Source organism: Leptolyngbya sp. UWPOB_LEPTO1 (assembly GCF_017302695.1).
In the GTDB taxonomy this organism is placed as follows: domain Bacteria; phylum Cyanobacteriota; class Cyanobacteriia; order Leptolyngbyales; family Leptolyngbyaceae; genus Leptolyngbya; species Leptolyngbya boryana.
In genome coordinates, this window is sequence record NZ_JAFLCJ010000007.1 from 45,610 (window position 1) to 65,863 (window position 20,254).

At 47.2% G+C, this 20,254-nt stretch carries 21 protein-coding genes; 7 read left to right on the forward strand and 14 right to left on the reverse strand.

Features of this window, described 5'->3' with window-relative positions:
• Nucleotides 1-107 precede the first annotated feature (107 nt).
• The 4 genes from J0L70_RS12630 to glnA form a co-directional block, all read right to left on the reverse strand.
• A complete protein-coding gene (locus J0L70_RS12630) occupies nt 108-428 on the reverse strand; it encodes a type II toxin-antitoxin system RelE/ParE family toxin (protein ID WP_287454828.1) in 321 nt (106 codons plus the stop codon).
• Nucleotides 419-691 carry a CopG family ribbon-helix-helix protein gene (locus J0L70_RS12635; protein ID WP_017287163.1) on the reverse strand — a complete coding sequence of 91 codons (273 nt, stop codon included), beginning with the start codon at nt 689-691 and terminating at the stop codon, nt 419-421. The genes J0L70_RS12630 and J0L70_RS12635 overlap by 10 nt, the downstream gene beginning before the upstream one ends.
• 216 nt (nt 692-907) lie before the next feature.
• Entirely contained in the window at nt 908-2,023 is a 1,116-nt protein-coding gene (locus J0L70_RS12640) for a class I SAM-dependent methyltransferase (protein ID WP_017287164.1), read from the reverse strand.
• A 151-nt stretch (nt 2,024-2,174) separates the two neighbouring features.
• Complete coding sequence (glnA, locus tag J0L70_RS12645) at nt 2,175-3,593, reverse strand: type I glutamate--ammonia ligase (protein ID WP_017287165.1); 1,419 nt, start codon at nt 3,591-3,593, stop codon at nt 2,175-2,177.
• A gap of 411 nt (nt 3,594-4,004) precedes the next feature.
• Here glnA and apcB point away from each other — a divergent pair, with 411 nt between their 5' ends.
• Nucleotides 4,005-4,514 (forward strand): allophycocyanin subunit beta, encoded by a 510-nt coding sequence (apcB, locus tag J0L70_RS12650; RefSeq protein ID WP_017287166.1) that lies wholly within the window; start codon nt 4,005-4,007, stop codon nt 4,512-4,514.
• A 111-nt stretch (nt 4,515-4,625) separates the two neighbouring features.
• On the opposite strand, the gene J0L70_RS12655 is transcribed toward apcB, so the two are convergent.
• Nucleotides 4,626-5,249 carry a hypothetical protein gene (locus J0L70_RS12655; protein WP_287454830.1) on the reverse strand — a complete coding sequence of 208 codons (624 nt, stop codon included), beginning with the start codon at nt 5,247-5,249 and terminating at the stop codon, nt 4,626-4,628.
• Nucleotides 5,250-5,444: 195 nt separating this feature from the next.
• Here J0L70_RS12655 and J0L70_RS12660 point away from each other — a divergent pair, with 195 nt between their 5' ends.
• The 3 genes from J0L70_RS12660 to psb27 all read left to right on the forward strand — a co-directional run bounded on the left by J0L70_RS12660 (nt 5,445) and on the right by psb27 (nt 7,203).
• Nucleotides 5,445-5,825: a hypothetical protein gene (locus J0L70_RS12660; protein ID WP_017287168.1), complete on the forward strand. Its 381-nt coding sequence runs from the start codon at nt 5,445-5,447 to the stop codon at nt 5,823-5,825.
• A gap of 54 nt (nt 5,826-5,879) precedes the next feature.
• Nucleotides 5,880-6,737, forward strand: a complete 858-nt coding sequence (locus J0L70_RS12665; RefSeq protein ID WP_017287169.1) for a Tab2/Atab2 family RNA-binding protein — start codon at nt 5,880-5,882, stop codon at nt 6,735-6,737.
• Nucleotides 6,738-6,807: 70 nt separating this feature from the next.
• Nucleotides 6,808-7,203 carry a photosystem II protein Psb27 gene (gene psb27, locus J0L70_RS12670; RefSeq protein WP_017287170.1) on the forward strand — a complete coding sequence of 132 codons (396 nt, stop codon included), beginning with the start codon at nt 6,808-6,810 and terminating at the stop codon, nt 7,201-7,203.
• 67 nt (nt 7,204-7,270) lie between these two features.
• Here the strand turns inward: psb27 and J0L70_RS12675 are convergent, their stop codons facing one another.
• The 3 genes from J0L70_RS12675 to J0L70_RS12685 form a co-directional block, all read right to left on the reverse strand.
• Nucleotides 7,271-7,831, reverse strand: a complete 561-nt coding sequence (locus J0L70_RS12675; protein ID WP_287454833.1) for a DUF1802 family protein — start codon at nt 7,829-7,831, stop codon at nt 7,271-7,273.
• 4 nt (nt 7,832-7,835) lie between these two features.
• Nucleotides 7,836-8,183, reverse strand: coding sequence for a hypothetical protein (locus tag J0L70_RS12680; RefSeq protein WP_017287172.1), 348 nt, complete (start codon nt 8,181-8,183; stop codon nt 7,836-7,838).
• A 191-nt stretch (nt 8,184-8,374) separates the two neighbouring features.
• Nucleotides 8,375-9,295, reverse strand: coding sequence for an isopenicillin N synthase family dioxygenase (locus J0L70_RS12685; protein WP_287454835.1), 921 nt, complete (start codon nt 9,293-9,295; stop codon nt 8,375-8,377).
• Nucleotides 9,296-9,321: 26 nt separating this feature from the next.
• On the opposite strand from J0L70_RS12685, the gene J0L70_RS12690 reads away from it, so the two are divergent.
• Entirely contained in the window at nt 9,322-9,630 is a 309-nt protein-coding gene (locus J0L70_RS12690) for a TMEM14 family protein (RefSeq protein ID WP_017287175.1), read from the forward strand.
• On the opposite strand, the gene J0L70_RS12695 is transcribed toward J0L70_RS12690, so the two are convergent.
• The 3 genes from J0L70_RS12695 to J0L70_RS12705 form a co-directional block, all read right to left on the reverse strand.
• Nucleotides 9,627-11,321: a DUF3352 domain-containing protein gene (locus J0L70_RS12695; protein ID WP_287454837.1), complete on the reverse strand. Its 1,695-nt coding sequence runs from the start codon at nt 11,319-11,321 to the stop codon at nt 9,627-9,629. The two genes, J0L70_RS12690 and J0L70_RS12695, sit on opposite strands and share 4 nt — an antisense overlap.
• Before the next feature lie 148 nt (nt 11,322-11,469).
• Nucleotides 11,470-12,957 (reverse strand): LCP family protein, encoded by a 1,488-nt coding sequence (locus tag J0L70_RS12700; RefSeq protein WP_287454839.1) that lies wholly within the window; start codon nt 12,955-12,957, stop codon nt 11,470-11,472.
• Between the two features lie 312 nt (nt 12,958-13,269).
• Nucleotides 13,270-15,438, reverse strand: coding sequence for a pentapeptide repeat-containing protein (locus J0L70_RS12705; RefSeq protein ID WP_017287180.1), 2,169 nt, complete (start codon nt 15,436-15,438; stop codon nt 13,270-13,272).
• A gap of 236 nt (nt 15,439-15,674) precedes the next feature.
• Here J0L70_RS12705 and J0L70_RS12710 point away from each other — a divergent pair, with 236 nt between their 5' ends.
• Nucleotides 15,675-17,039 carry a DUF2157 domain-containing protein gene (locus J0L70_RS12710; RefSeq protein WP_287454840.1) on the forward strand — a complete coding sequence of 455 codons (1,365 nt, stop codon included), beginning with the start codon at nt 15,675-15,677 and terminating at the stop codon, nt 17,037-17,039.
• Between the two features lie 22 nt (nt 17,040-17,061).
• On the opposite strand, the gene J0L70_RS12715 is transcribed toward J0L70_RS12710, so the two are convergent.
• Nucleotides 17,062-17,310: a hypothetical protein gene (locus J0L70_RS12715; protein WP_036044499.1), complete on the reverse strand. Its 249-nt coding sequence runs from the start codon at nt 17,308-17,310 to the stop codon at nt 17,062-17,064.
• Nucleotides 17,311-17,548: 238 nt separating this feature from the next.
• On the opposite strand from J0L70_RS12715, the gene J0L70_RS12720 reads away from it, so the two are divergent.
• On the forward strand, nt 17,549-17,722 hold the full coding sequence (locus J0L70_RS12720) for a hypothetical protein (protein ID WP_017287183.1): 174 nt from the start codon (nt 17,549-17,551) through the stop codon (nt 17,720-17,722).
• 122 nt (nt 17,723-17,844) lie between these two features.
• Here J0L70_RS12720 and J0L70_RS12725 read toward each other — a convergent pair whose 3' ends face one another.
• Together J0L70_RS12725 and J0L70_RS12730 are read right to left on the reverse strand one after the other, a co-directional pair.
• The gene (locus J0L70_RS12725; protein WP_287454842.1) at nt 17,845-18,771 is read right to left on the reverse strand and encodes a carbohydrate ABC transporter permease; all 927 of its coding nucleotides are present in this window, start codon (nt 18,769-18,771) and stop codon (nt 17,845-17,847) included.
• A 111-nt stretch (nt 18,772-18,882) separates the two neighbouring features.
• Complete coding sequence (locus J0L70_RS12730) at nt 18,883-19,926, reverse strand: glycosyltransferase 61 family protein (protein WP_287454844.1); 1,044 nt, start codon at nt 19,924-19,926, stop codon at nt 18,883-18,885.
• Nucleotides 19,927-20,254: the final 328 nt, after the last annotated feature.

A 20,254-nucleotide genomic window follows, 5' to 3' on the forward strand; every position in this document is an offset into this window, starting at 1 on the left:
CGTTTGAGGTATTTGAGAAGGTAGAAACGAGCGCCCTGTAAGAAGCCCTTTGCGATCGTCATGAGTTTCTGTTCACTTGAAAATCTCTACGCTTCGTTGTCATTCCGCTAGTTTTCTTCGTTAGGAAACTCTTCTTCAAGGATTTGATCAATATCTCGCATTCCGGACAGAACACGGAGAAGTTCGATTTGCTCAAGTCGAATTCTATACACGATCACATAAGCTGTTCGACCAAGTTTTGGAGTTATTAATTCGCGAGTGCCTTCAACTCGTCCAGGTTTCCCAAGGTTTGGGAATGTAGATAATCTGTTGATAGCTTGAGCTAACTGATTTCCGATTTGTTGGGCTGTATCTGGAGTATCAACTGCAATATAAGACCGAATTTCAGCTAAATCTAGGACAGCGACTGAAAGATACGTTACGCGCATGGAGTCGGCTTCTCGTTGTCTGTTCCCCAAGAGTTGAGCCATGCCTCGACAGCTTCACCTTCGACCCAAACTGCTCGATCGCTCTCTGCAAGGTCAACTGCTGCTTCAATTTGCTGAATTTGTTGAGATTGGGTTTCGACATAGGTTGTGATCGCTTGCGTCACTAGCCAAGACTGACTTCGATTTGTGCTTGTCGCAAGTGCTTCGAGCTTTTGTTTGATCTCGATCGGTAATTGAACTGTGACAGTTTCACTCTGCGACATAAGATGTTCTCAGCAGTAAGGTCGTATCCATATTTTATATGGCTTATCAATAGAACATCTCGGACGAATGTTTTTGCTTCGCTCCCAATGTTAAATTCTCCACTCTGAGAGACTTTGACTAGGAAATGCCCTCCAATTCAAAGAACTTCTCCCATTCAAAATCTCTCAAGTTTGGGGGATTTGGGGGACACGATCCGCCGAAAACGCAGCCTGCCCTTATTCGATCGCAATACCTGTCGCAACCTTCGTCACTTCGGGTGCAACGACTCCAGGTTTCCTCGCGATCAGGTACTTACTCATAAAATGCACCTGTTCTGAAACTTCGCCAAACCCTGCCTCTTTCAATCGCGCCACCAAATCATCGGTCATGTAATGGCGGTAATAAGGCTCATGGAACGTCTCAGGAAACCCTTCCATTGCAGGAGCGAGTTCCGGCGAATCGCTCATCTGAATCGAATCACAGATGATAAATGTTCCACCCGGTTTCACCACTCGAAATGCTTCATTGATCACATTCTGACGCGCTTGGGGCGGCAATTCGTGGAATAAAAACACACTCGTCACCGCATGGAAATAGTTATCTAAGTAAGGTAATTCTTCCGCATTTCCTTGCACTAACTGGGGCAAAGTTCCCTCGAACTGAGACAGCAACTGATTCGCTTTTCTCAAATAGGCAGCCGACAAATCCACTCCATACAAAGAAGCCTTCGGCAGCATTCCTCGAATGTTTCTCAAAGTCCGCCCTGTGCCACAAGCAACGTCTAGCACTTTTATCTGTGAAGGTAGAACATCACTGAATGCCTTCAATCCTTCCTTCAATGGAGCTAAAATCCGGCGACGCATCGGATCAGCCGTGCCATTAAACAGAATTTCAACCTGCAAATCGTAGAGATTGGCAGAAGTATCGGTTAAATACCCATTCGTCTGATGATGGAAATTTTGCACATAGTAGCTTGGTAAGCCTTCTGTCTCAACTCCTGCATCAAACTCTTGATATCGCTTCGCATTCACGCGCTGCCACATTTCCGGCATATCAAACCACATCACCGGATAGTAGCGGAAAAAATCTTCCCAAGGATTATCAAAGACAAGACTCGCTGGATAAACGCCTTTTTCGACATCCTGCCAATCCGCTTCGAGAACTTCAGCCATTCGTTTTTGAATGGTTTGAATCAATTCTAGAGAGAGCGGCTTTGCCTTTCTTTTTTGTTCGATCGAGGGCGGTGCGACAAGATTCAAGACTTGGGTACTAACAGCTTTATGCATCAACCCAAAGTAACTTTTGCCTTGCTGAAACGTCTGATACGCCAACTTTGTTAATGTATCGGGCATGATTTGTGTGAGACGACACTCTAAGACTATTGTCTAATTGTAACGAACTCTTAAGAGCGAAATAGTCTGTAATCAGTTAGATTTCGAGAAAAAAGCGATCGAGCTAATTGGCTCGATCGCTCCTTTTCAATTCAGCTTTCAACTCAGCAAATTAGCAATCGTAGTAGAGCATAAACTCATACGGATGCGGGCGAATGCTCATCGGAATTACTTCGCGATCGAGCTTGTAGCTAATCCAGCTTTCAATGAAGTCTTCAGTGAACACGCCACCTGTGGTTAGGTATTCATGATCCGATTCCAAGTTCTTCAGCGCTTCTGCCAAAGATCCAGGAGTCGAAGGGACTTTCGCCAACTCTTCAGGGCTGAGTTCGTAGATGTCTACATCCAAAGGAGAACCCGGATCGATTTGGTTCTTAATTCCATCAATCCCTGCACAGAGCATCGCGGCAAATGCCAAGTAGGGGTTCGAGGTTGCATCAGGACAACGGAACTCTAAGCGTTTTGCTTTCGGGTTCGTGCCAGACAACGGAATCCGCACCGAAGCAGAACGGTTCCCTTGCGAGTATGCCAAGTTCACCGGAGCTTCAAAGCCTGGAACCAAGCGCTTGTAGGAGTTCGTGGTCGGATTCGTAAACGCCAACAGAGAAGGCGCATGCTTCAGAATTCCGCCGATGTACCACAGCGCATTTTGGCTCAATCCAGCGTACAGATCGCCCGCAAAGGTGGGTTCGCCATTGTTCCAAATCGATTGGTGACAGTGCATCCCCGAACCGTTATCCCCAAAGACCGGCTTCGGCATAAAGGTGATGGACTTGCCATACTTGCGACCGACGTTTTTGATCACATATTTGTACGTCATCAACCAGTCAGCCGCTTGAATCAGGGTTCCGAACCGGAAGCCCAATTCGCACTGACCACCCGTTGCAACTTCGTGGTGATGTTTCTCGATCGGCACGCCGCACTTTTGCATCGTCAGCAGCATTTCCGATCGCATATCTTGCGACGTATCGGTCGGTGCAACCGGGAAATACCCTTCCTTGTTGCGAGGCTTGTACGCCAAGTTTCCACCCGGTTCTTGACGACCAGAATTCCAAATTCCTTCTACGCTATCAACGTGATAGTAACCTTCGTGCTGGTTTTGGTCATAACGGACATCATCAAAAATGAAGAACTCCGCTTCAGGTCCGAAGAACGCCGTATCGCCTAACCCCGTGGATTTTAAATAATCCACAGCTTTTTGAGCGATCGAGCGAGGATCACGGCTGTAAGGCTGACCCGTACGCGGCTCTTGAATCGAGCAAATCATGCTCAGCGTTGGATGCTCCATAAATGGATCGATCCAGGCAGTATCCGGATCGGGAACCATCGCCATATCGGATTCATTGATCGATTTCCAACCCCGAATACTCGATCCGTCAAACGGAACGCCATCGGTAAAGCTGCTTTCGTCAATTTGGCTCTTATGCAGGGTGAGATGTTGCCAAATCCCTGGCGTATCGATGAATTTGAGATCAATCAATTCGATATTCTCGTCATTGATCTTTGCCAAGATCTCTTGTGGGGTCGCCATGAAATACTCCTAGTAAATCGCGTAGCTTTGCTCAACGCTGAGCGCAAAATTGAATCAGATCGCCTCAAGCAAATCTGTCCTGCATCATGGTAAAAACAGGCTTCCCGTAATTTTGTATCCTAGGCTACGGAAAGCTCCGTGTCCGAAAGAATTAACGCTTAAATTAAAGATCGTAAATATTACATTCGCGGATTCCGTAACCCGATCGAGTGTATGGATTAAAAATTGTAACGATTATCTCATCTAGCGGGATTCCCCACGGTACGGTTCAAATTAGGCTCAAACCTGCGTGGTAAACTGAGCTTGAATCTTTTACGATACGAGAGCCTATACAACTTGCTGTGGGGCGGTTCGTTACTCTTGTCTACAGAAATATAGACACATTGAACCAAAATTTGGGAGAAGACTTTCATGCGGGACGCAGTGACCAGCCTGATTAGAAATTACGATATTACAGGGCGTTACTTAGATCGCAATGCGATCGACAGCCTAAAATCCTACTTTGCTACCGGAATGGCGCGCATTCAGGCAGCTGCGCTCATTACCTCCAATGCAGCCGGGATTGTTCGTCAAGCCGGGCTGCAGTTGTTTGACGAAAATCCTGAGTTGATTCGCCCCGGTGGCAATGCTTATACGACTCGTCGGTATGCAGCCTGCCTGCGCGATATGGATTACTACTTGCGCTATGCTTCCTATGCCTTGGTTGCGGCTGACACGGATGTGCTGGATGAGCGCGTTCTAGAAGGTTTGCGCGAAACCTATAACTCGTTAGGTGTGCCTTCAGGACCGACCGTCCGGGGAATTCAAATCATGAAGGATATCGTCAAAGCAGAAGCAGCAGCGGCAGGAATTGCTGATACGAGCTTCCTGGATCAACCCTTTGATTACATGTCGCGTGAACTCGGTGAAAACGATCTGTAATTGAATTCACTTCCCATGAAACGAGTTTCGGCTCGGCTCAGCCCTCGAATTTCGGGCGTTGAGTCGAGCCGAAACTCGTTTCAGACAAGAAAAATGTCAGGGTGAATGGCTTCAAGTCCGAAGCATCGCTTCTGCCTCTAAGACCCACAGCGTCCAGCCTTTGCTGTTTTGAGTAATACGAGCAGCATGTCCTTTATCAGAGAGGCGTTCTGCCAGCGCGATCGCTTGGTTTTGTTCGCGTACTGTTCTGAGATAGCTGTAATATTCACGATCGCTATAGATTGCAGCCATCGGTTTCGCCACATCTGGAACGCGAATTTGACACACCTGATAATCGCGCTCAGATGTCAGAATCTTCCATAATCCTGAGTCTGATCGAGGAATGTCGTAGGAAGTTGAGGGTTCGACAGATTTGGGCTTTTCTAGCTGCGCTTTTTCCTCTTGGGCATCTGCTTCATAGATCCAAAGCACATCGCCTTTCATCGTTCGAGTAATCGCAACTTCATCTCCTCGATAAACGAGTTTGGCGGCAATTTGCAGAGCTTTTTGAGAATCTTGCACGAGTCGAAAAAAGCTGTAATAGCGATCAGCAACGACGATCGCGGCAAGTCGCTCATCGGAATCCGGCACGCAGATATGACAGGCTCGATATTGACTCCGGGAGTCTAGAATTTTGCAGCGAGCAGGATCAGGGGTCGGAGCAAGGTCAGCAGAGATGGGGCGAACAGAGGACATAGGATTGACGTGTGGGTTTGCAGGGTGGGTTTGAATTGTAACGATTGTTTTCGCAGAGCTAAGCACATTTTGCGAATCAAGCGAGTGGGTTCTCCACCGTGAATTTCCCTAAAACCCAAAATTTTCAGCGATCGCGGTCGTTTGCGAGGGTAAAACTGTGCATATGATGGTGGCATCGTTTCATATCGCTTTCCTATGCCAGTTCCTTGTCACATCATTGTTGAGGGAAATCCAGCGATTGTTTACGCCAGTCGCAAAGGTGCGCCAGAGAAAATGCTGCCGATCTTAGAGTCTTTTTTAGAAACATTTTGGCAAGAGCGAGATGCGCTGGGTGAGGCACAGGACACGCCAGAATGTCTGGTTGCACAGATTGTAGTGCGGTTTGGATTTGAGATTTGTGAGGATGATTTCTCGAACCTGAAGGTAGGCTTGAAATATGATCCCACCGCAGAATATTTATATTTCATCTCAGCGAATCGAGAGGTGAGTGTGTGGGTTGCTGACGATCGCTATCGGGCAAATCCGCACTTAGGCATTCAAGCTTGCCAACAGATGCAAACCGTTTCGATAGGGTGATCCGAAAGATGCTAGGAGTTAGATGTCTCTAACGCGCGATTGCTGAAGTTTTCTATGTCAACTATTTGGGAACTCGATTACTATTCACGTCCAATTTTGGATGAGCAAAATAAAAAAGTTTGGGAAGTGCTGATCTGTGAAAGCCCGACCACAGTTGATGCTCAGCCAGAAAAGCTGTTTCGCTATTCGCAGTATTGCTCGAGCAGCACTGTAAATTCAGGCTGGTTAAAAGACGCGATCGCAGCAGCCATGGCTGAAGCTCCCAATCCACCGGATAAAATTCGGTTTTTCCGGCAGGCGATGAACAACATGATTACGACGGCTTGTGATGGCTTAGATCTGCCTTCTCAATTGAGTCGGCGCACGTTTGCCTTGGCAAGCTGGCTGCAAGATCGATCTCAAAATGTTTATCCGAAAGAAGACGGATATCAGCCTTCGATCAATCCTTCGGTGACGTTTCCGATCACCCCTGCCCAAGTGTTGCCCGATGCGCTACAAGGGCAGAAATGGACGTTCGCAACTCTACCCTTTGAAGCCTTTGCGGAAATGGGGGAATGGTCGATCGAATTCGGAGAAGCCTTTCCCATGAGTTTGGCGCAGCTTGAACCGGATGCTCCTGTCTCGGGCATCATTATCTACTCAGCCCGAGCCACCGCGATGGCAGCTTGGATGTCGGGATTAGAGATTGCGGCTGTGAAATTTGATGCCGAGACCCAGAATCGACTGCTGTTAGAAACCGGGGTCAACGATCGCTGGATTTTAACCACTTTAGATAAGCGCGCTGTTCCCGAGGCGCAGCAGTTTGAAGCGGCAAAGGCACGATCGCATCAAGTCCATTTTTTAGCGATTCAAGAAAGCCCGGATGTCGAAGCGTTTGCCGGATTTTGGCTATTGCAAGAAATCGCATTGTGATCCTACGGTTCCTAATCACGGTAGGATGAGAAAACTGTTACGTTTGTTCATTATTTAACGCAACCTGCTTATGAAGCGCTTTTTGTCTCGCCTGCTGGCGCTAGTGATGGTCATGTCGATTGCTCTTGTGGGCTGCTCTCCCGCTGGCGGGCTGACGGGCAACTATCGCGATGATACGCTTACTGTGATTAATACCCTCAAAACGGCGATCACGCTGCCTGCGGATTCACCGAATCGAGCGGCAGCCCAAGCTGATGCCCGTAAGTTGATGAATGATTTTGCCTCTCGCTATCGTCGAGATTCTGCTTTGACGAAGCTGAGTTCGTTTACAACCATGAGAACAGCCGTGAATTCGTTGGCTGGACACTATAGTTCCTATCCCAATCGCCCGGTTCCTCAAAAAATGGTCGATCGCTTGACCACAGAATTTAATCAGGTGGAAACCTTCCTCAAACGAGGCAATTAACCCGATTGGACATTAAAAAACGCCAGATTCAAGAGAGTCTGGCGTTTTTTAATGCAGCATTTTCTGATCAGGCAATCGTCTGAGATCGAGAAATTAGGCTTTGAATCTGTCCAACACGATCGAGATACTCCTTGTCGCTAAGAACGGGAGTCACCTGATCGACGTTGATTTCATCGATTTCGATCCACGATCGACACCCCCCATAAGCTTCTCGATACGGAATCAGTTGAGGGTCTGCCAATCGAGAGACTTTAAGCAGCAGTAAATACAACGGCGATCGCGGTTTCCATTTCAGACGCTCCTCGACAAAGCGTTCATTCCAAATATGGAACGGCAATAAGGCATGAACAATCTCTGGATCGCTGATTTGTAAAACATGCGTAATCTCTGCGATCGAGCTAATGTTCACCTGTTTCGGATGCCAGCCTGATTCAACCCGCTCGACATTTGGGGTTTTCAGCAGGTTTGGATCTTGATGCTCAAACGTGGGATAAAGCAGAACTCGTTGGAACGGAACTTCAAATCGTCCCGCTGTCTCCCGAATTCCGCCTTTGCGTAACAGCAGAATTGTTTCACCTCGTTCGAGGGCTTCCACTGCGATCGCCCACTCTTTTAATGCCTGTTTCATCAATCTATTTGGAGAGGTTCAGGTTTGAGAAAAACTCCAGACACACCATCACAAATGGAAATAAAATACCTGCGAGTCCGATCCAACCACCAAACTGACCGATCAATTCTGACAATTTGCGCTGAGGACGATAGCCTGCGGTTGCGACAAATCGAGAACTCATACTCAGCAATGCGGCTCCGCCTAGCCCAAAGGGGATACTCAGCAGAAACCATGCCCTCAGTCTAGCGCCCGGATTAATCAATCCCAAGGACGGGAATAAAACAAAACTGACAACCTCCACCATGAGCCAAAGCCCCAATGCCGTCAGTAAGTCTTTTTTCTGTAGCTCATCGAAGGAGAAGTTATTCATCGTCAAAACTTAAGGGTTTCTCAAGCCTTAGATCGATGGGATCACGATCGCATTGCCTAAGATAAACATAGACAAAACCAGGAGCGCTCACATAATGAACACCCACGATTTATTCATGCTGATTCTGATGCTGATCCCAGGGATCTTGCTGTCTGTGGCAATTATGGCAACGTTTGCAGCGGGTGGCTAACTTATTTCAGTCCAATTTCTGCTAATCGCTGCTGGAGATACTCGCCTGCAGTGATTTTTGGGAATTTCACCTCGTTGCCCGTTTTGGTGATGCAAGATGGGAGCGGGGTCAAATCGGTTTGAGCAACCGGATGCACAAAGAAAGGCATCGAAAATCGCCGATCGCGATCTCCATGATTGACGACTCGATGGGTTGTACTCTTCAGCAATCCATTGGTTAATTGCTGAAGCATGTCACCGCTATCTACGATGATTTGTCCTGGAATATTGGGAATCGCAAGCCAAGTTCCATCTCGCTGTAGAAGTTCTAAACCACTATCGGTCGCTTCACATAAGAGCGTAATCAAATTAATGTCTTCATGCGGTGCAGCGCGTAAGCTGGCTGGATCAGCGTCTTCAGGAATCGGTGGATAGTGAATGATTCTCAAAATTGAATCTGCTGCGATCGTCATATTGCTGAGAAATGATCGCGGCTCTCCTAAGTACAAAGCACAAGCTTCGAGCAAAGTGACTGCACATTGATCAAGCTGTTGATACAGTTGATTCATTACGGGGCAAAACTCAGGAATCTCGATCGGATCAAGATTGGCTAAATGGTTCTCTCGTCCGACATGCCAAAATTCTTTCAAATCCGGTGCAGGATGGTCTTTTGCGTGTTCTTTCCCAAATCGAGTAAAGCCTCGCTGTCCATTCAATGCAGCATCTTCGTAGCGCAGTTTCACATCGTCTGAGCGTTGAAAAAATGCCTCAGCTTGGTGATACGCCTGCTGAATCAGATCGCGATCGACACCATGATTCACCACGGCAAAAAAGCCGAGTGTTTCTAAAGCCTGTCCGAGTGTCGCGATAAAGGTTTGTTGCTGGCTTGGATCGCCATGCAGAAACAGTTGCAGATCGACAACTGGAATGGTTTGTTGCATCATGGCTGTAGTCTTGGAGGATTGCGATCGTGACCTTGATTATTGCACTCTACGGATTGTTCATCGCCATCGGTGGGATCATCGGCTACCTCAAAGCGAGAAGCCAGATTTCTTTGATTGCAGGTTTGGGAAACGCGATCGTACTGTGGATTGCAGCTTATGTGACGCTGAACAATCTTTATGGCGGATTAATTCTTGCAGTTTGTATTGCAGTAGAATTGCTCGTCTTTTTCAGCCTACGCTGGTCAAAAACTCGCAAATTCATGCCTGCGGGATTGATGGCAATTCTCAGTTTGATTGCCACGGTCGGATTTCTTTGGGTATTGTTAGCTCGCTAAGGCAATGCCCCAGGGTTATTGCCCTTTTTCAAGCCGACAAAAACGTCATAGCGAGATGTGCGATCGCTCGTCACTGCTGCCGTTACCCCGATCGAAGAAATTGCCTCCAAAACGGTGCGATTTGCCGCAGGGATCTGAAGCAGTGGGAAATTTTGCAACTTGAGCACGCGATCCATATCGACGAAGAAGTTGCCATTATGCGGAGCTAGTTCGGACTGCGTACTCTTGCGAAACAGCTCATTCTCTGCCAAAGCTTTCGTCGGCTTTGGCAGAATTGCACTTGCGATCGGCGCACCCAAAGATAAAAATGCAACATTGCCATCGAGCCAACCGCGCGTGATGTTCACACTTGCAGCAGGCAGTGACCAATTCACGATCGATTGTCCTTCTACTTTTGCTTCTTCCACCTTAAAAGCGTACTTAGTCGCCATCACCTCATCGAGCTTTTTCAACGTCGCTTCTGCGGCACGTCGATCGCTGGTTTGCACCATAAAGACTAAACTTGCAGGCAGTGCTGCAGGTGCGCCTTGAGGTGCAGGGAGTAAGGAGAGTGAATATTCACCTTGCATCCAGTTGAGCAGATCTTTCTCTAAATCTAGCCCCACCGTTGTTCTAATTCCCTGCCGCAAGGCTTCAGGATTGACAAACTGAATTGGATTCGATGCACTGCCTTGGGTGTAATCTTGCCAAAATTGCTTCAAATTTCCACCGGATGCCATCATCAATGTGTCAGTCGGCAGGCGAGTTGGAATCGTTTTTGCAGTGTTCTCTGTATTCAGTTTGCGTTGACTATCGGGTCTAAGCCAGGAAATTCCTTTAAACTGAATGCCCTCATTGGTTAGCTTTGCTGTTGCTGCTAAGCCTTGATTTTGTTGCAGTTGAGCGAGCGTCTGGGGCGGAATTGGACGACTCGAATTTGCAGCAGAGGTATTTGCCGCCGCAGGAATGTTGACATAGAGGCGGGCGATCGCATTTTCTTCTTGAATCTGCGTCAATGCTTCGCCATATCCCGGCGTTTGTGCCAGCGATTTGCCCTCTTTCACCGTATCGATCGCGCGTTCGATCGCGTTCGGATTGTTTGCAACCAGCACTTGCGTTGTGTCTAACACTGCAATCGAAGTACTTTGATTGGCAGATTCTTGATTTTCCCGAACTTTCACGCCTTTGTAATCGCGCTCTGTCCACTTTGCACCCTGAGTTGCAGGCGATTTTTCGAGGGTGTCTTTAGCTTTCAACGCATCCGCGATCGGCACAACCATCACCGTCGGCTGAGCATTCGGCGGAGCGGCAGGCTGACCCGGATTCGGAACCGTTACCCCGGCTTGCGGTGGCAAAAATGCCATCGTGACTTCTTTCCCGATCCAAGGCTGAATATCGCGGGCATACTCCAAGCCGCGATTTTTCAAAAAGCGATCGCGAAATTGCACCAAACTTTGATCAAAAGCAGCTTGCGATCGTGGTGTCCCAAACTCTCTTAATTGCTGCCATTTTCCGGTGTCCGTCGAAACCGAAACGACCATCAATGCATCTTGCGGAATCGCATTTGCCCCAATCGGCATCACGTTGAGCTGCTGTCGAGTCAGTGCCCAAAATGCGATCGCACCACCGCCAACTAAGGCAGCCGCAGCGCCAATCGTGAGCGGCAAAGGAGGTCTTTGCTTTGTAGAATTCGGTTTCGTCTGGGCGTTCATGGGAGGCGACAAGTCGGGATGTAGTATTGCCGTTGCCACTTTAGCAAAGGATATGGGGTTCGGGGTGATGAAAATGGAAATTGAGGAGATAGGACGGTTTGTCCTTCCCTAATCTCTGGATGTATCTGACCCTTTCCTAATTCGATCGCTAATTTGTCGGCTCCGTTTTGGTTGCTTTATCTGCGGCTGGACGAGGCTGAGCTTTTCTTGGTTGCAGCGCATCTTTACCCAGTTGAATCGTGATATCTGATTGCAGATCTCCTGTATTCTCAATGCGCACTTCTCCAAACCCTAGCGCGCGCCGAATCGCTTCTGCACTGCTGACATCACCCCACTCTGCAACAATGCGAGTGACGCTGAGCGGCTCACTCCACTCTTTCCCTTCATATACATTGCGATAGCCTGCACTTTCAAGAGCGGTCTTAGCAGTTTGAATACTTTTGGCTTGCTTGGTACTGTCTTGAATCGCGACTTTCACTGCGGCAGGTACAGTGCTCTCTAGGGTCGAGGTTCCGAAATTGAAATGCTGCGCCATGATCTCTTTGATGCGATCGGGATGAGGCAACCAGTAACTCGCTTTATATTCACCGGGCGAACTGAATTCTCCCGGAACCATGAGCATTTTCGTATTCGATCGATTGACCTGGGACGCAAAGCCCGTGAGAGCGACTAGTTCTTCCACCGTCAGATTTGTATCAATGTGCGATTGCACCACATTTAAGAGACTCGGAAACCGCGAAACAGTCGAAGGATTCAAAGACTGTTCCATCAAAGCTCGCATGACCATTTGCTGGCGCTGAATCCGCCCGATATCGCCGTTTTCGTCGTACCGGAAGCGCAGGAGTTGCAAAACTTTCTCGCCATTGAGTTGCTGTCTGCCTGCTTTGAGATTAATGTAAAGACGTTGGCTATCGTCTTGGTATTTCATGTCTCTTGGGACATGCATGGTGACACCACCGAGGGCATCAACGAGTGCTTGCACCCCTTGGACGTTAATCGTGATATATCGATCGATACCCACGCCACCGAGCAATTCACTCACTGATTTTGCACTGAGCGCGGGGCCGCCGTAAGCATTCGCTTCATTGATCTTCGTCATCCCATGGTCAGCGATATATGTGCGGGTATCGCGCGGAATCGAGAGAACGACGACTTTCTTCGTTTCAGGATCAAAGCGCAGCAGGAGCATGGTGTCCGTCAATCCCTCAAAGGAATTCACCAATGCGTGATAGGGGAGCTTCTTGAGATTTTCTGGAGCGTTATTGACATCACTGGTAAGAACCTTGGTGCCCAAGACCAGAATATTGACGGGACGGGTCAAGGCGGGCAGTTGCAAACTCATGCGGGTCGAGAAGCGATCGCCCTTACCAAAAATCGAGGCTTCTGCCGGAGAAAGTTGCCGCTGCATTAAGGGTGTGCTGGCGAGAGAAACGGCAACCAATGCGCCTGCCGTAGCTGAAATCATCGCAATGCCGCTCAAAGAAAGAAACATAAACAACAGCCGCATTCCCTGAGATCGCTTAGCCGGTTTCTTTTTGCGCTTAGTTGGGGCTGAAGCAGCTTTGGGCATCGGCTTTTGCACAGGTTTTGTCGGCTGAACTTTCTTATTCACAGAACGTTGATTCGCGCTTTTCACAGGACTCCTCACCACACCAAAATTTTTGACAAAAAACAATCGCTCACAGGAATTCGGACTTTGTATTGTATGCAATAAAGCCCGAATGGGCGCTTTTATTGAAAGATCTCTTGCTTTGAGCCAATCGCTGAAAGCAGAATGTTATCAATATTTCCCATATTTTGTCTGTTAAAACTGGACAACGCCAGATTTTTTAGCTTGCCCTCTAAAATTTGTGCGATCGAGGGCTGCATTGATTTTAGAAGTAAAGAATTAAATGGCTCGTTTTTTTTGAAAATGGCTCCTCCAAAAGTAGAAAATTACGGCTCTATTCTACTTAAAGTAGATCAGAAGATTCAGTCCGGGAATCGTCCGTGAGAGAGTCCACAATAACAACGCAATGTACAGGGTGCCAAGCGACCACTGATACCAGACGAGAATCGACACGACGCTGGGTAGATGCTCGTCTCGAACGCGAATATCATTAAAGCCGAAGCGAAGAAAATTGTTGAAGCTAAAGTCGAAATAATTGAGCCAATTCCACCGACGATCCCACAAGAGCGGTAAATAGCGTTCTCGAAATAAGGGATATCTCGGAATGGTTGGCAAGCGTCCGATTAAAATTCTCAACTGTCGTAATGTGCCTTCTTCTGCAAAGTAGCTGGTTTCCATTAAGGAGTGATAGCGACCTTGGCGATAGAGCAGCCCTAATAAAATCAACGGCACAGGGATCACGACAATCGACCACCACAAAAGCGTAATCACCGGGCGGTCAGCCGATTGAAAAATTGCGGTCAACCCGAGTAAAAACAGCACGATCGAGAAACTGAGAACGGAAATGATCTCAGGGACGGTCGGCAAAATTGCTTTTGGATGCCGTCTTCGAGCGCGATCCACAGTCCAAAATAATACACTGAAGTACGCAACTGTAATTAAACCGACCCCGAAAATCAGCCAAAAACTGGTACCATTTCGAGTCAAAAGCAGCAGCGAATTTAAACTGAGCCAACGCACTCCTGTCGAAATTTTGCGCCAAAAATTTCGCACGGGCGGTAATGGATCAGCAGCAATCACGCGATCGCGAACATTAATGTAAGTGGCAATGCCAACCGGATCGAGTGTGAGTAATTCGGGCAAATTCCGAAACGGTTGTTCTAAGCGGCGTTGAATAATTGCACCAGCTTGGACTTCGCTAAATCCGACGTTTTTTAACTGGAGTAGAGAGGCGGTATTGAGATCGGTTCCAAACAGTTGACGTTGAAGCTGGCGCGATCGCAAACTCTGAGTCATGTAATCGATTTGATTCGCATCCGAGATCTGTTCTAATTTGCGGAAATTTCGCACCAATTCGCGTAATAAATTCTCATTGCCTTGCAAGGTTGGAACGGTAATAACGCGCCCAATTTGCCCAGGGTCGCCCAAAATTTTTGCTTTATCTGAATCGAATCGCAGCCCTGGAACGTTCAAATATGTGCCATTCATGAAACTGCAATAGCTAAAATCAGCACGATCGAGAATGGTTGCGCCGCGTAAATTGGCGAATCCATTAAATTGAGATTCTCGAAACAAGACCGCTTGATCAAACGTGGCATCGGTGAGAAAGAGCGATCGACTAAATTTGTTTTTACTAAAGAGCGCTTGGTCACGCCATCGGGTCTGAGCGAAGTCCGCATTGCCTTGCCACTGCACTTTTGTAAAATTCGCAGGCTGATAGAACGTGGCTTGATTGAAATTTGCCGTATTTTGGAATTCTGCACCTTGAAAGTTCACATTGCCCCGAAATTGAACTTGATTGAATTCTGATTTTGCAAAAAAGATCGCATTGCGGAACTGCACTTCTCGCCCAAAATTTGCACTCGCAAAGTTCATGGGGAGACTAAAACGAGTCTGAGAAAAGTCGGCTCCAGCGGGAAATTGTGTGCCTTGGGCTTCGACGCGATTGAGGAAAAAAGTATTCGAGAAGTCGGCAAAGCCGTTGACTCGTGTTTGCACCAGTTTCAAGGGCGCACGAAAGACTGTCAGTTGAAGTGGTGCTGCGGTTTCGACCGATTTTGGAGTAATTAAAAGCGACTGTGAAAGGGTGCTTAATCGATATAAGCGTCGGCGATCGCGTTTCAATTGCGCTTGTTCAGTCAGCGTAAATAATTTAGATAAGGCTTCTCCGTCATACAGGGGCGCACGTAATCCCAGTTTGCTAGTGGTAAAGTCTCCATCGATGACGGAATTGCTCAAATCCAATCCGACGGGCACGCCTGGCGTTTGAAGCTGTGCTTGCACCAGTCGATAAAACTGATCTCGGAAGGCTGAATTTTCGGGGCGTAGATCGATTGTCATGCGTTTGAGATCGACCATGCGCGTTCCTTCACTCGGAATTGGCGTACGCAATCGTTCTTGCAATAATTCCAATGTCAAAGGCGTTCGCTCGAATTGCGCTGCCTGAGTCGGGAGTGCCGGAACGAACAGAATCAAAATCGCAAACAGCAGGGCAAAGAACGATTGCACAACAAATTTTAGAGACTGCGATCGCTACTTATACCAGATCTCGGTCATGTTGCTTGCAAGGACATTGCTGTGAGGGGTTGGGCGTTTGCGAGATTTGCGATGTTAACGATCGCATAAAGTTTCCCCACCCCGATTTCTCAAATGCCATAATCTGAGGAGATTACTGAGATCAGGTCGCCTCACCTGAGAGAAGCCCCCGTATTTCCCCGGTTTGTTTGACTCTTCTCGATTGGTTTATGCATTCTGAAAAATTTCGGCGGCAGTTGCGGCAAGAGGCGCAGCACTGGAGAGCGAATGGTGACATCTCCGAGTCGCAATTTCAAAAACTCAGCGATCGCTATCAGTTCGATCAAGTCGATCACGCAGGTCGCTTCACTCTAGTCTTATTAGGATTAGGGTTGAGTTTTATTGGAATTGGTGTCGTCACGTTCATTGTTGCAAACTGGAACGGGATTTCGCACCTCGGCAGAAGCGTGCTGTTACTCGGACTCTTCTTTGGGCTGAATGGCGGTGGACTGGCACTCTGGAAACGCTCGAAGTATCAGCGATTTGGGGAAATATTGCTGCTCTTTGGCGCAGTTGCATTGGGGGCAAATCTGGCGCAGTACGTGACTGGATTTGCTCTATTTTTGGGTTGGGGAATTGGATGTTTAGCGATCGCTTACGGTTTAAGACTCAAGGGATTAGGAATTTTGGCGATCGCTTTAATCGGAATTGGCTACTGGACAAGTTGGAGTCAAATTTATTTCAGTCCCACGGGCATCGAAATGATCGGATTGCAAATGCCGATCGTGTCTGCCATTCTGTTTTTGCCGTTGGCGTATTGGTGTCGATCGAGAGCGATTTTTTTACTCAGCGCGATCGCGATTCATTCTGCATTGTTGAGCAGCTTAGCGGCAATTGTCACAAAAGCAAGTGTTTTACCTGCGCTCCTGAGTATTCTTCCAGCGGCATTGCTGTGGTCGTATGATGATTCGCTTTGGAGTTCTGGCAAATCATTTCAACCGATCGCGCGTCAACTTGCCGTGTTATTTCTCGGCGGATTGTTCTTCTGGTTTTCGTTTCATTGGGTCTGGAATGGCAGTCTGACGTGGTACACCAGAATTCCAGAATGGAGATCGCTGCCGAGTGTTGTTTTGTTTGCAGGAATTGCGATCGGACAATGGCTGTATATGCTGAGGAACGTCAGATCGATGAATTTCAATACCATCGGAATTGGATTCAGCATTGGATTGAGTACGATCGTAAACTTCTGGCATCTGCGGATTCAGCCCTTGCCGATTTTTGCGCCCATTCTCTTCAATGTGCTACTGATTGGACTTGCGCTTGGATCTGTGCGAACCAGTTTAAGCAATGGAAAACGTCGCGCGTTTTGGTTTGGAATTCTCTTATTGGGTTTGCAGATTGTGAGTCGATTGCTGGAGTATGACACGACAGTTTTCATGAAATCTCTAGTCTGCGTTGTCTGTGGCGTAAGCGCTATCGTAGCTGGACTCTGGTTTGAATCTCGATTGCGCTCAAATATGAATTCGATGGCGATCGCGCGATCCGATTACAAATCAGAGAAGCCGCCCAAATCTCCTATGAGCGGGAGAATTTGAGCGGCAATAAATTGGAAAAATTTTATTCTTGCGATCGCTTGCGTTGGCTCCAAGTTGCACCTACTGCGGCTCCCGCTCCCGCTACCATTCCAGCAATCATTCCTTCACTCGTTTTCTTCAACGGATCTTGAGTCAGACATTGATCAGTAACAACTTTTTCCTGCATACACTGATTGCTATCTGCCCAACTTGCAGACCCGCCCAACACAACACCAGCAGCGCTACAGACTAACACGACAATCCAGACCGGGGGGTGTTTTTTTCTAGTCATACCAATTATTTGGAGGAGGATACTATCGGGACAGTACACATTACTTTACCCGCCAACCGGATTTCTCCTAACGCTTTATATAAAGATTCGGTGTATTTTTTTAGACAAATTTAATCTACCAAAAGGTAGAAATACGCAAAGTTAGAACCCATCGGGAATTGCCCGTTTTCTCGCAAATCTGACTAAAATTGAAGAATGCTTAACAATTGAACACGATCGATAAATAGGAGCTTCGGGAATGGACGCAGAAACAATTAAAGAACGGATAAAACTGATCGAAGGTAAGCGAGAATCATTGCTGAAACTGATGGAGCAACCGAATTTAGGCACGTTGCGGATTGATGTCAATCAAGCACTCGAAGAAATGGATATTTTGATTGACGAATTTAAGCAGACGTTTCCCGACGCTTAATTGAATCGTTCACACCAATCAATCTGATAGGGAGCTAGGGAGCAATCTGCATCTGGTTTCTCCCCACTCCCTACTTCGCAACATCAAAGCGATTGACGATCGATTCACAATCTTCAGCAACTTCACTCCTCATTCGGTCGCTCCGCTTCACGCAGCGATCGCAGTTGCCAATAGACCAACAGCAACGCCACAATCAGCAGAATTGTTGCCGCTGCCGCTGCATAGCCAAAATCAAATTGAGCGAACGCCTGATCGTAAATAAAGTAAACGAGCAAGTTGGTGGAATTCATGGGACCACCGCCTGTGATCACATAAACCTGCTCAAAGCTTCGCAGCGTGAAAATTGCCGTGGTGACTGTGACAAATACGATCGTGGGACGCAATCCTGGCAAAGTCACATAGCGAAACTGCTGCCAAGCATTAGCTCCATCGAGTTCCGCCGCTTCATATCGACTGATCGGAATCGTCTGCAATCCCGCCAAAAACACGACCATATTGAATCCAATCTGCTTCCAAATGCTCAGCAGAATCAGCACAGGCATTGCCCAAAATGTATCTTGCAACCAAGGAATCGCAGGAATATTTAACGCTGCTAACCCATCATTCACGATTCCATCGGTTTGAAAGAGCCAGCGAAATCCTAAACCGACTGCAACAAGTGAAGTAATCGAAGGAATGAAATAAGCGGCTCTGAGCAATCCTCGCAGCGCAATGGATTGATTTAGCAACACAGCTAATCCCAACGGTAGAACTAGACTTGGAATAACTGTTGCGATCGTAAAGTAAACCGTATTCCCCAAAACTTGCCAAAAATCGGGACTGAGCAGCAATCGCCAATAATTTCGCAATCCAATCCAGCGCATTCCTGCTCGTGTAAAGCTATCGGTCGTAAAGCTCAGAAAAAATAAATATGCAATGGGATACAGCACGAAAATTCCGAGCAAAATCAATGCAGGAGCAAGGAAAACCCAGGCTGCAACTGTATCTCGATCGAGCAGGCGTGAAAATCTGGAATCACTAGGAATTTTGGCGTTAAGGGGTAAACGCATAACGATCGAGCCAATGAATAGGACTACTTTAAGACAGAAGTTAGACAATGCAAAACATTGGCTGGATTCGCGCTGAGTGCGATGCTTTCAATCTTGAGTCTTATAGCTTATTTAACTCCGAGCACTAATCATATCAAGAGTTCTGGCTAAGTCTTCTAGGTTAATTTCAAATCCATTTGCCACCTGGTTGCCAACCACAAAACTATATTTGAGTCCTAGGCAATCTGCACATTCCTTATAGACGTTGTTAAATCGATAAGGAGGTTGCAGCGTTAAAATTACCCCGGATTCCCTCAGCGTGAATAATCCATGTGCCAATTGGCTCCCTTCAACTCCAACCACGATTTTCGCACCCAGAGTTTGGCGAACAATCTCAGTTGCAGAGGTTTTTTCAGGATCGACAATGATAAAACCTTGATTTCTGAGGAATTCTGCGATCTGATTCTCATTGACTAAGAGTCGCTGGACTCTAGGATTTCCGCGCAGCAACATGACTCCTTCAACCGTTTGATGGGAAGACAAGCTGCTGAACTTAGAGCGGATGTATTCATACCGTTCACGTTTATATTGATTTTGTCCAAAATCTTCAAAAATGGTCAATTCCTTAATTCTGGCTTTACTCACTGGAGTACTGTGAATGTTAAGAAGATGGCTATATTCCTGTTGATGATTCGTTAATTTTTGAGCGGTTCTGACCGCTTGTGCAAACTGTTGCGCTGCCAAGGTCAAGGTTAAATCATCTCTGACCCAATGACCAAAATATAGATTGCCGACAAAAGTACAGGCTAGGGCAGCTTCAGGAATATTTTCTAGTTCCCCTGATCTAAAAAAGGATTCCTTAGCGGTTGTGAGCGGATACTTCATTGCCCCTTTGTACATATACCCATCGTAAATTGTCACATCCTGCAATTGGTATACGATAGTCGCCGCATATTCCTTCACACCCTCTTGAACTCTTTGCAGTTCAGCAGTGTAAGTTGTGTCTTCTTGAACACCCGTCACCTTATGTAATTCCCCGTCTAAATAGATCGCTGAAGGAGAGAAAAACTTCTTTGAAGGAGAAAGAGTCCATTGCTTGACACACAGATCTTCGCAAGTCTTACGACCCGTTAGAAGACGCAATCCTCGTTGATTTAGAAGAGCTAGATTGAGCATTGTAATACTCCTTCCATGCACTGATGTACGGATGTAAATAATCACATCAAAATATCTCCGTATAGTATGCTCATATATTTGGATTCGGAACGAAAAAACTCGGTGGAAGACAAAACCGCCGTTTTAACGAAAAAATCACAGTCTCGAAAACTTCTAGATTGACTTCGCAATCCAATTCCTTTAAAACACTGCTTCTGTAGCTTTGGGTCGCGATGGATTTTCCGGTCGGAGTTGGTTACAGAAAGTACAATCTGGATGGCAAAGCCCGTTCAGAGGAAAATCTGCAACGGGAAGGCTATCGAGACCTCCGCAGATGGGGGCAGGCAAC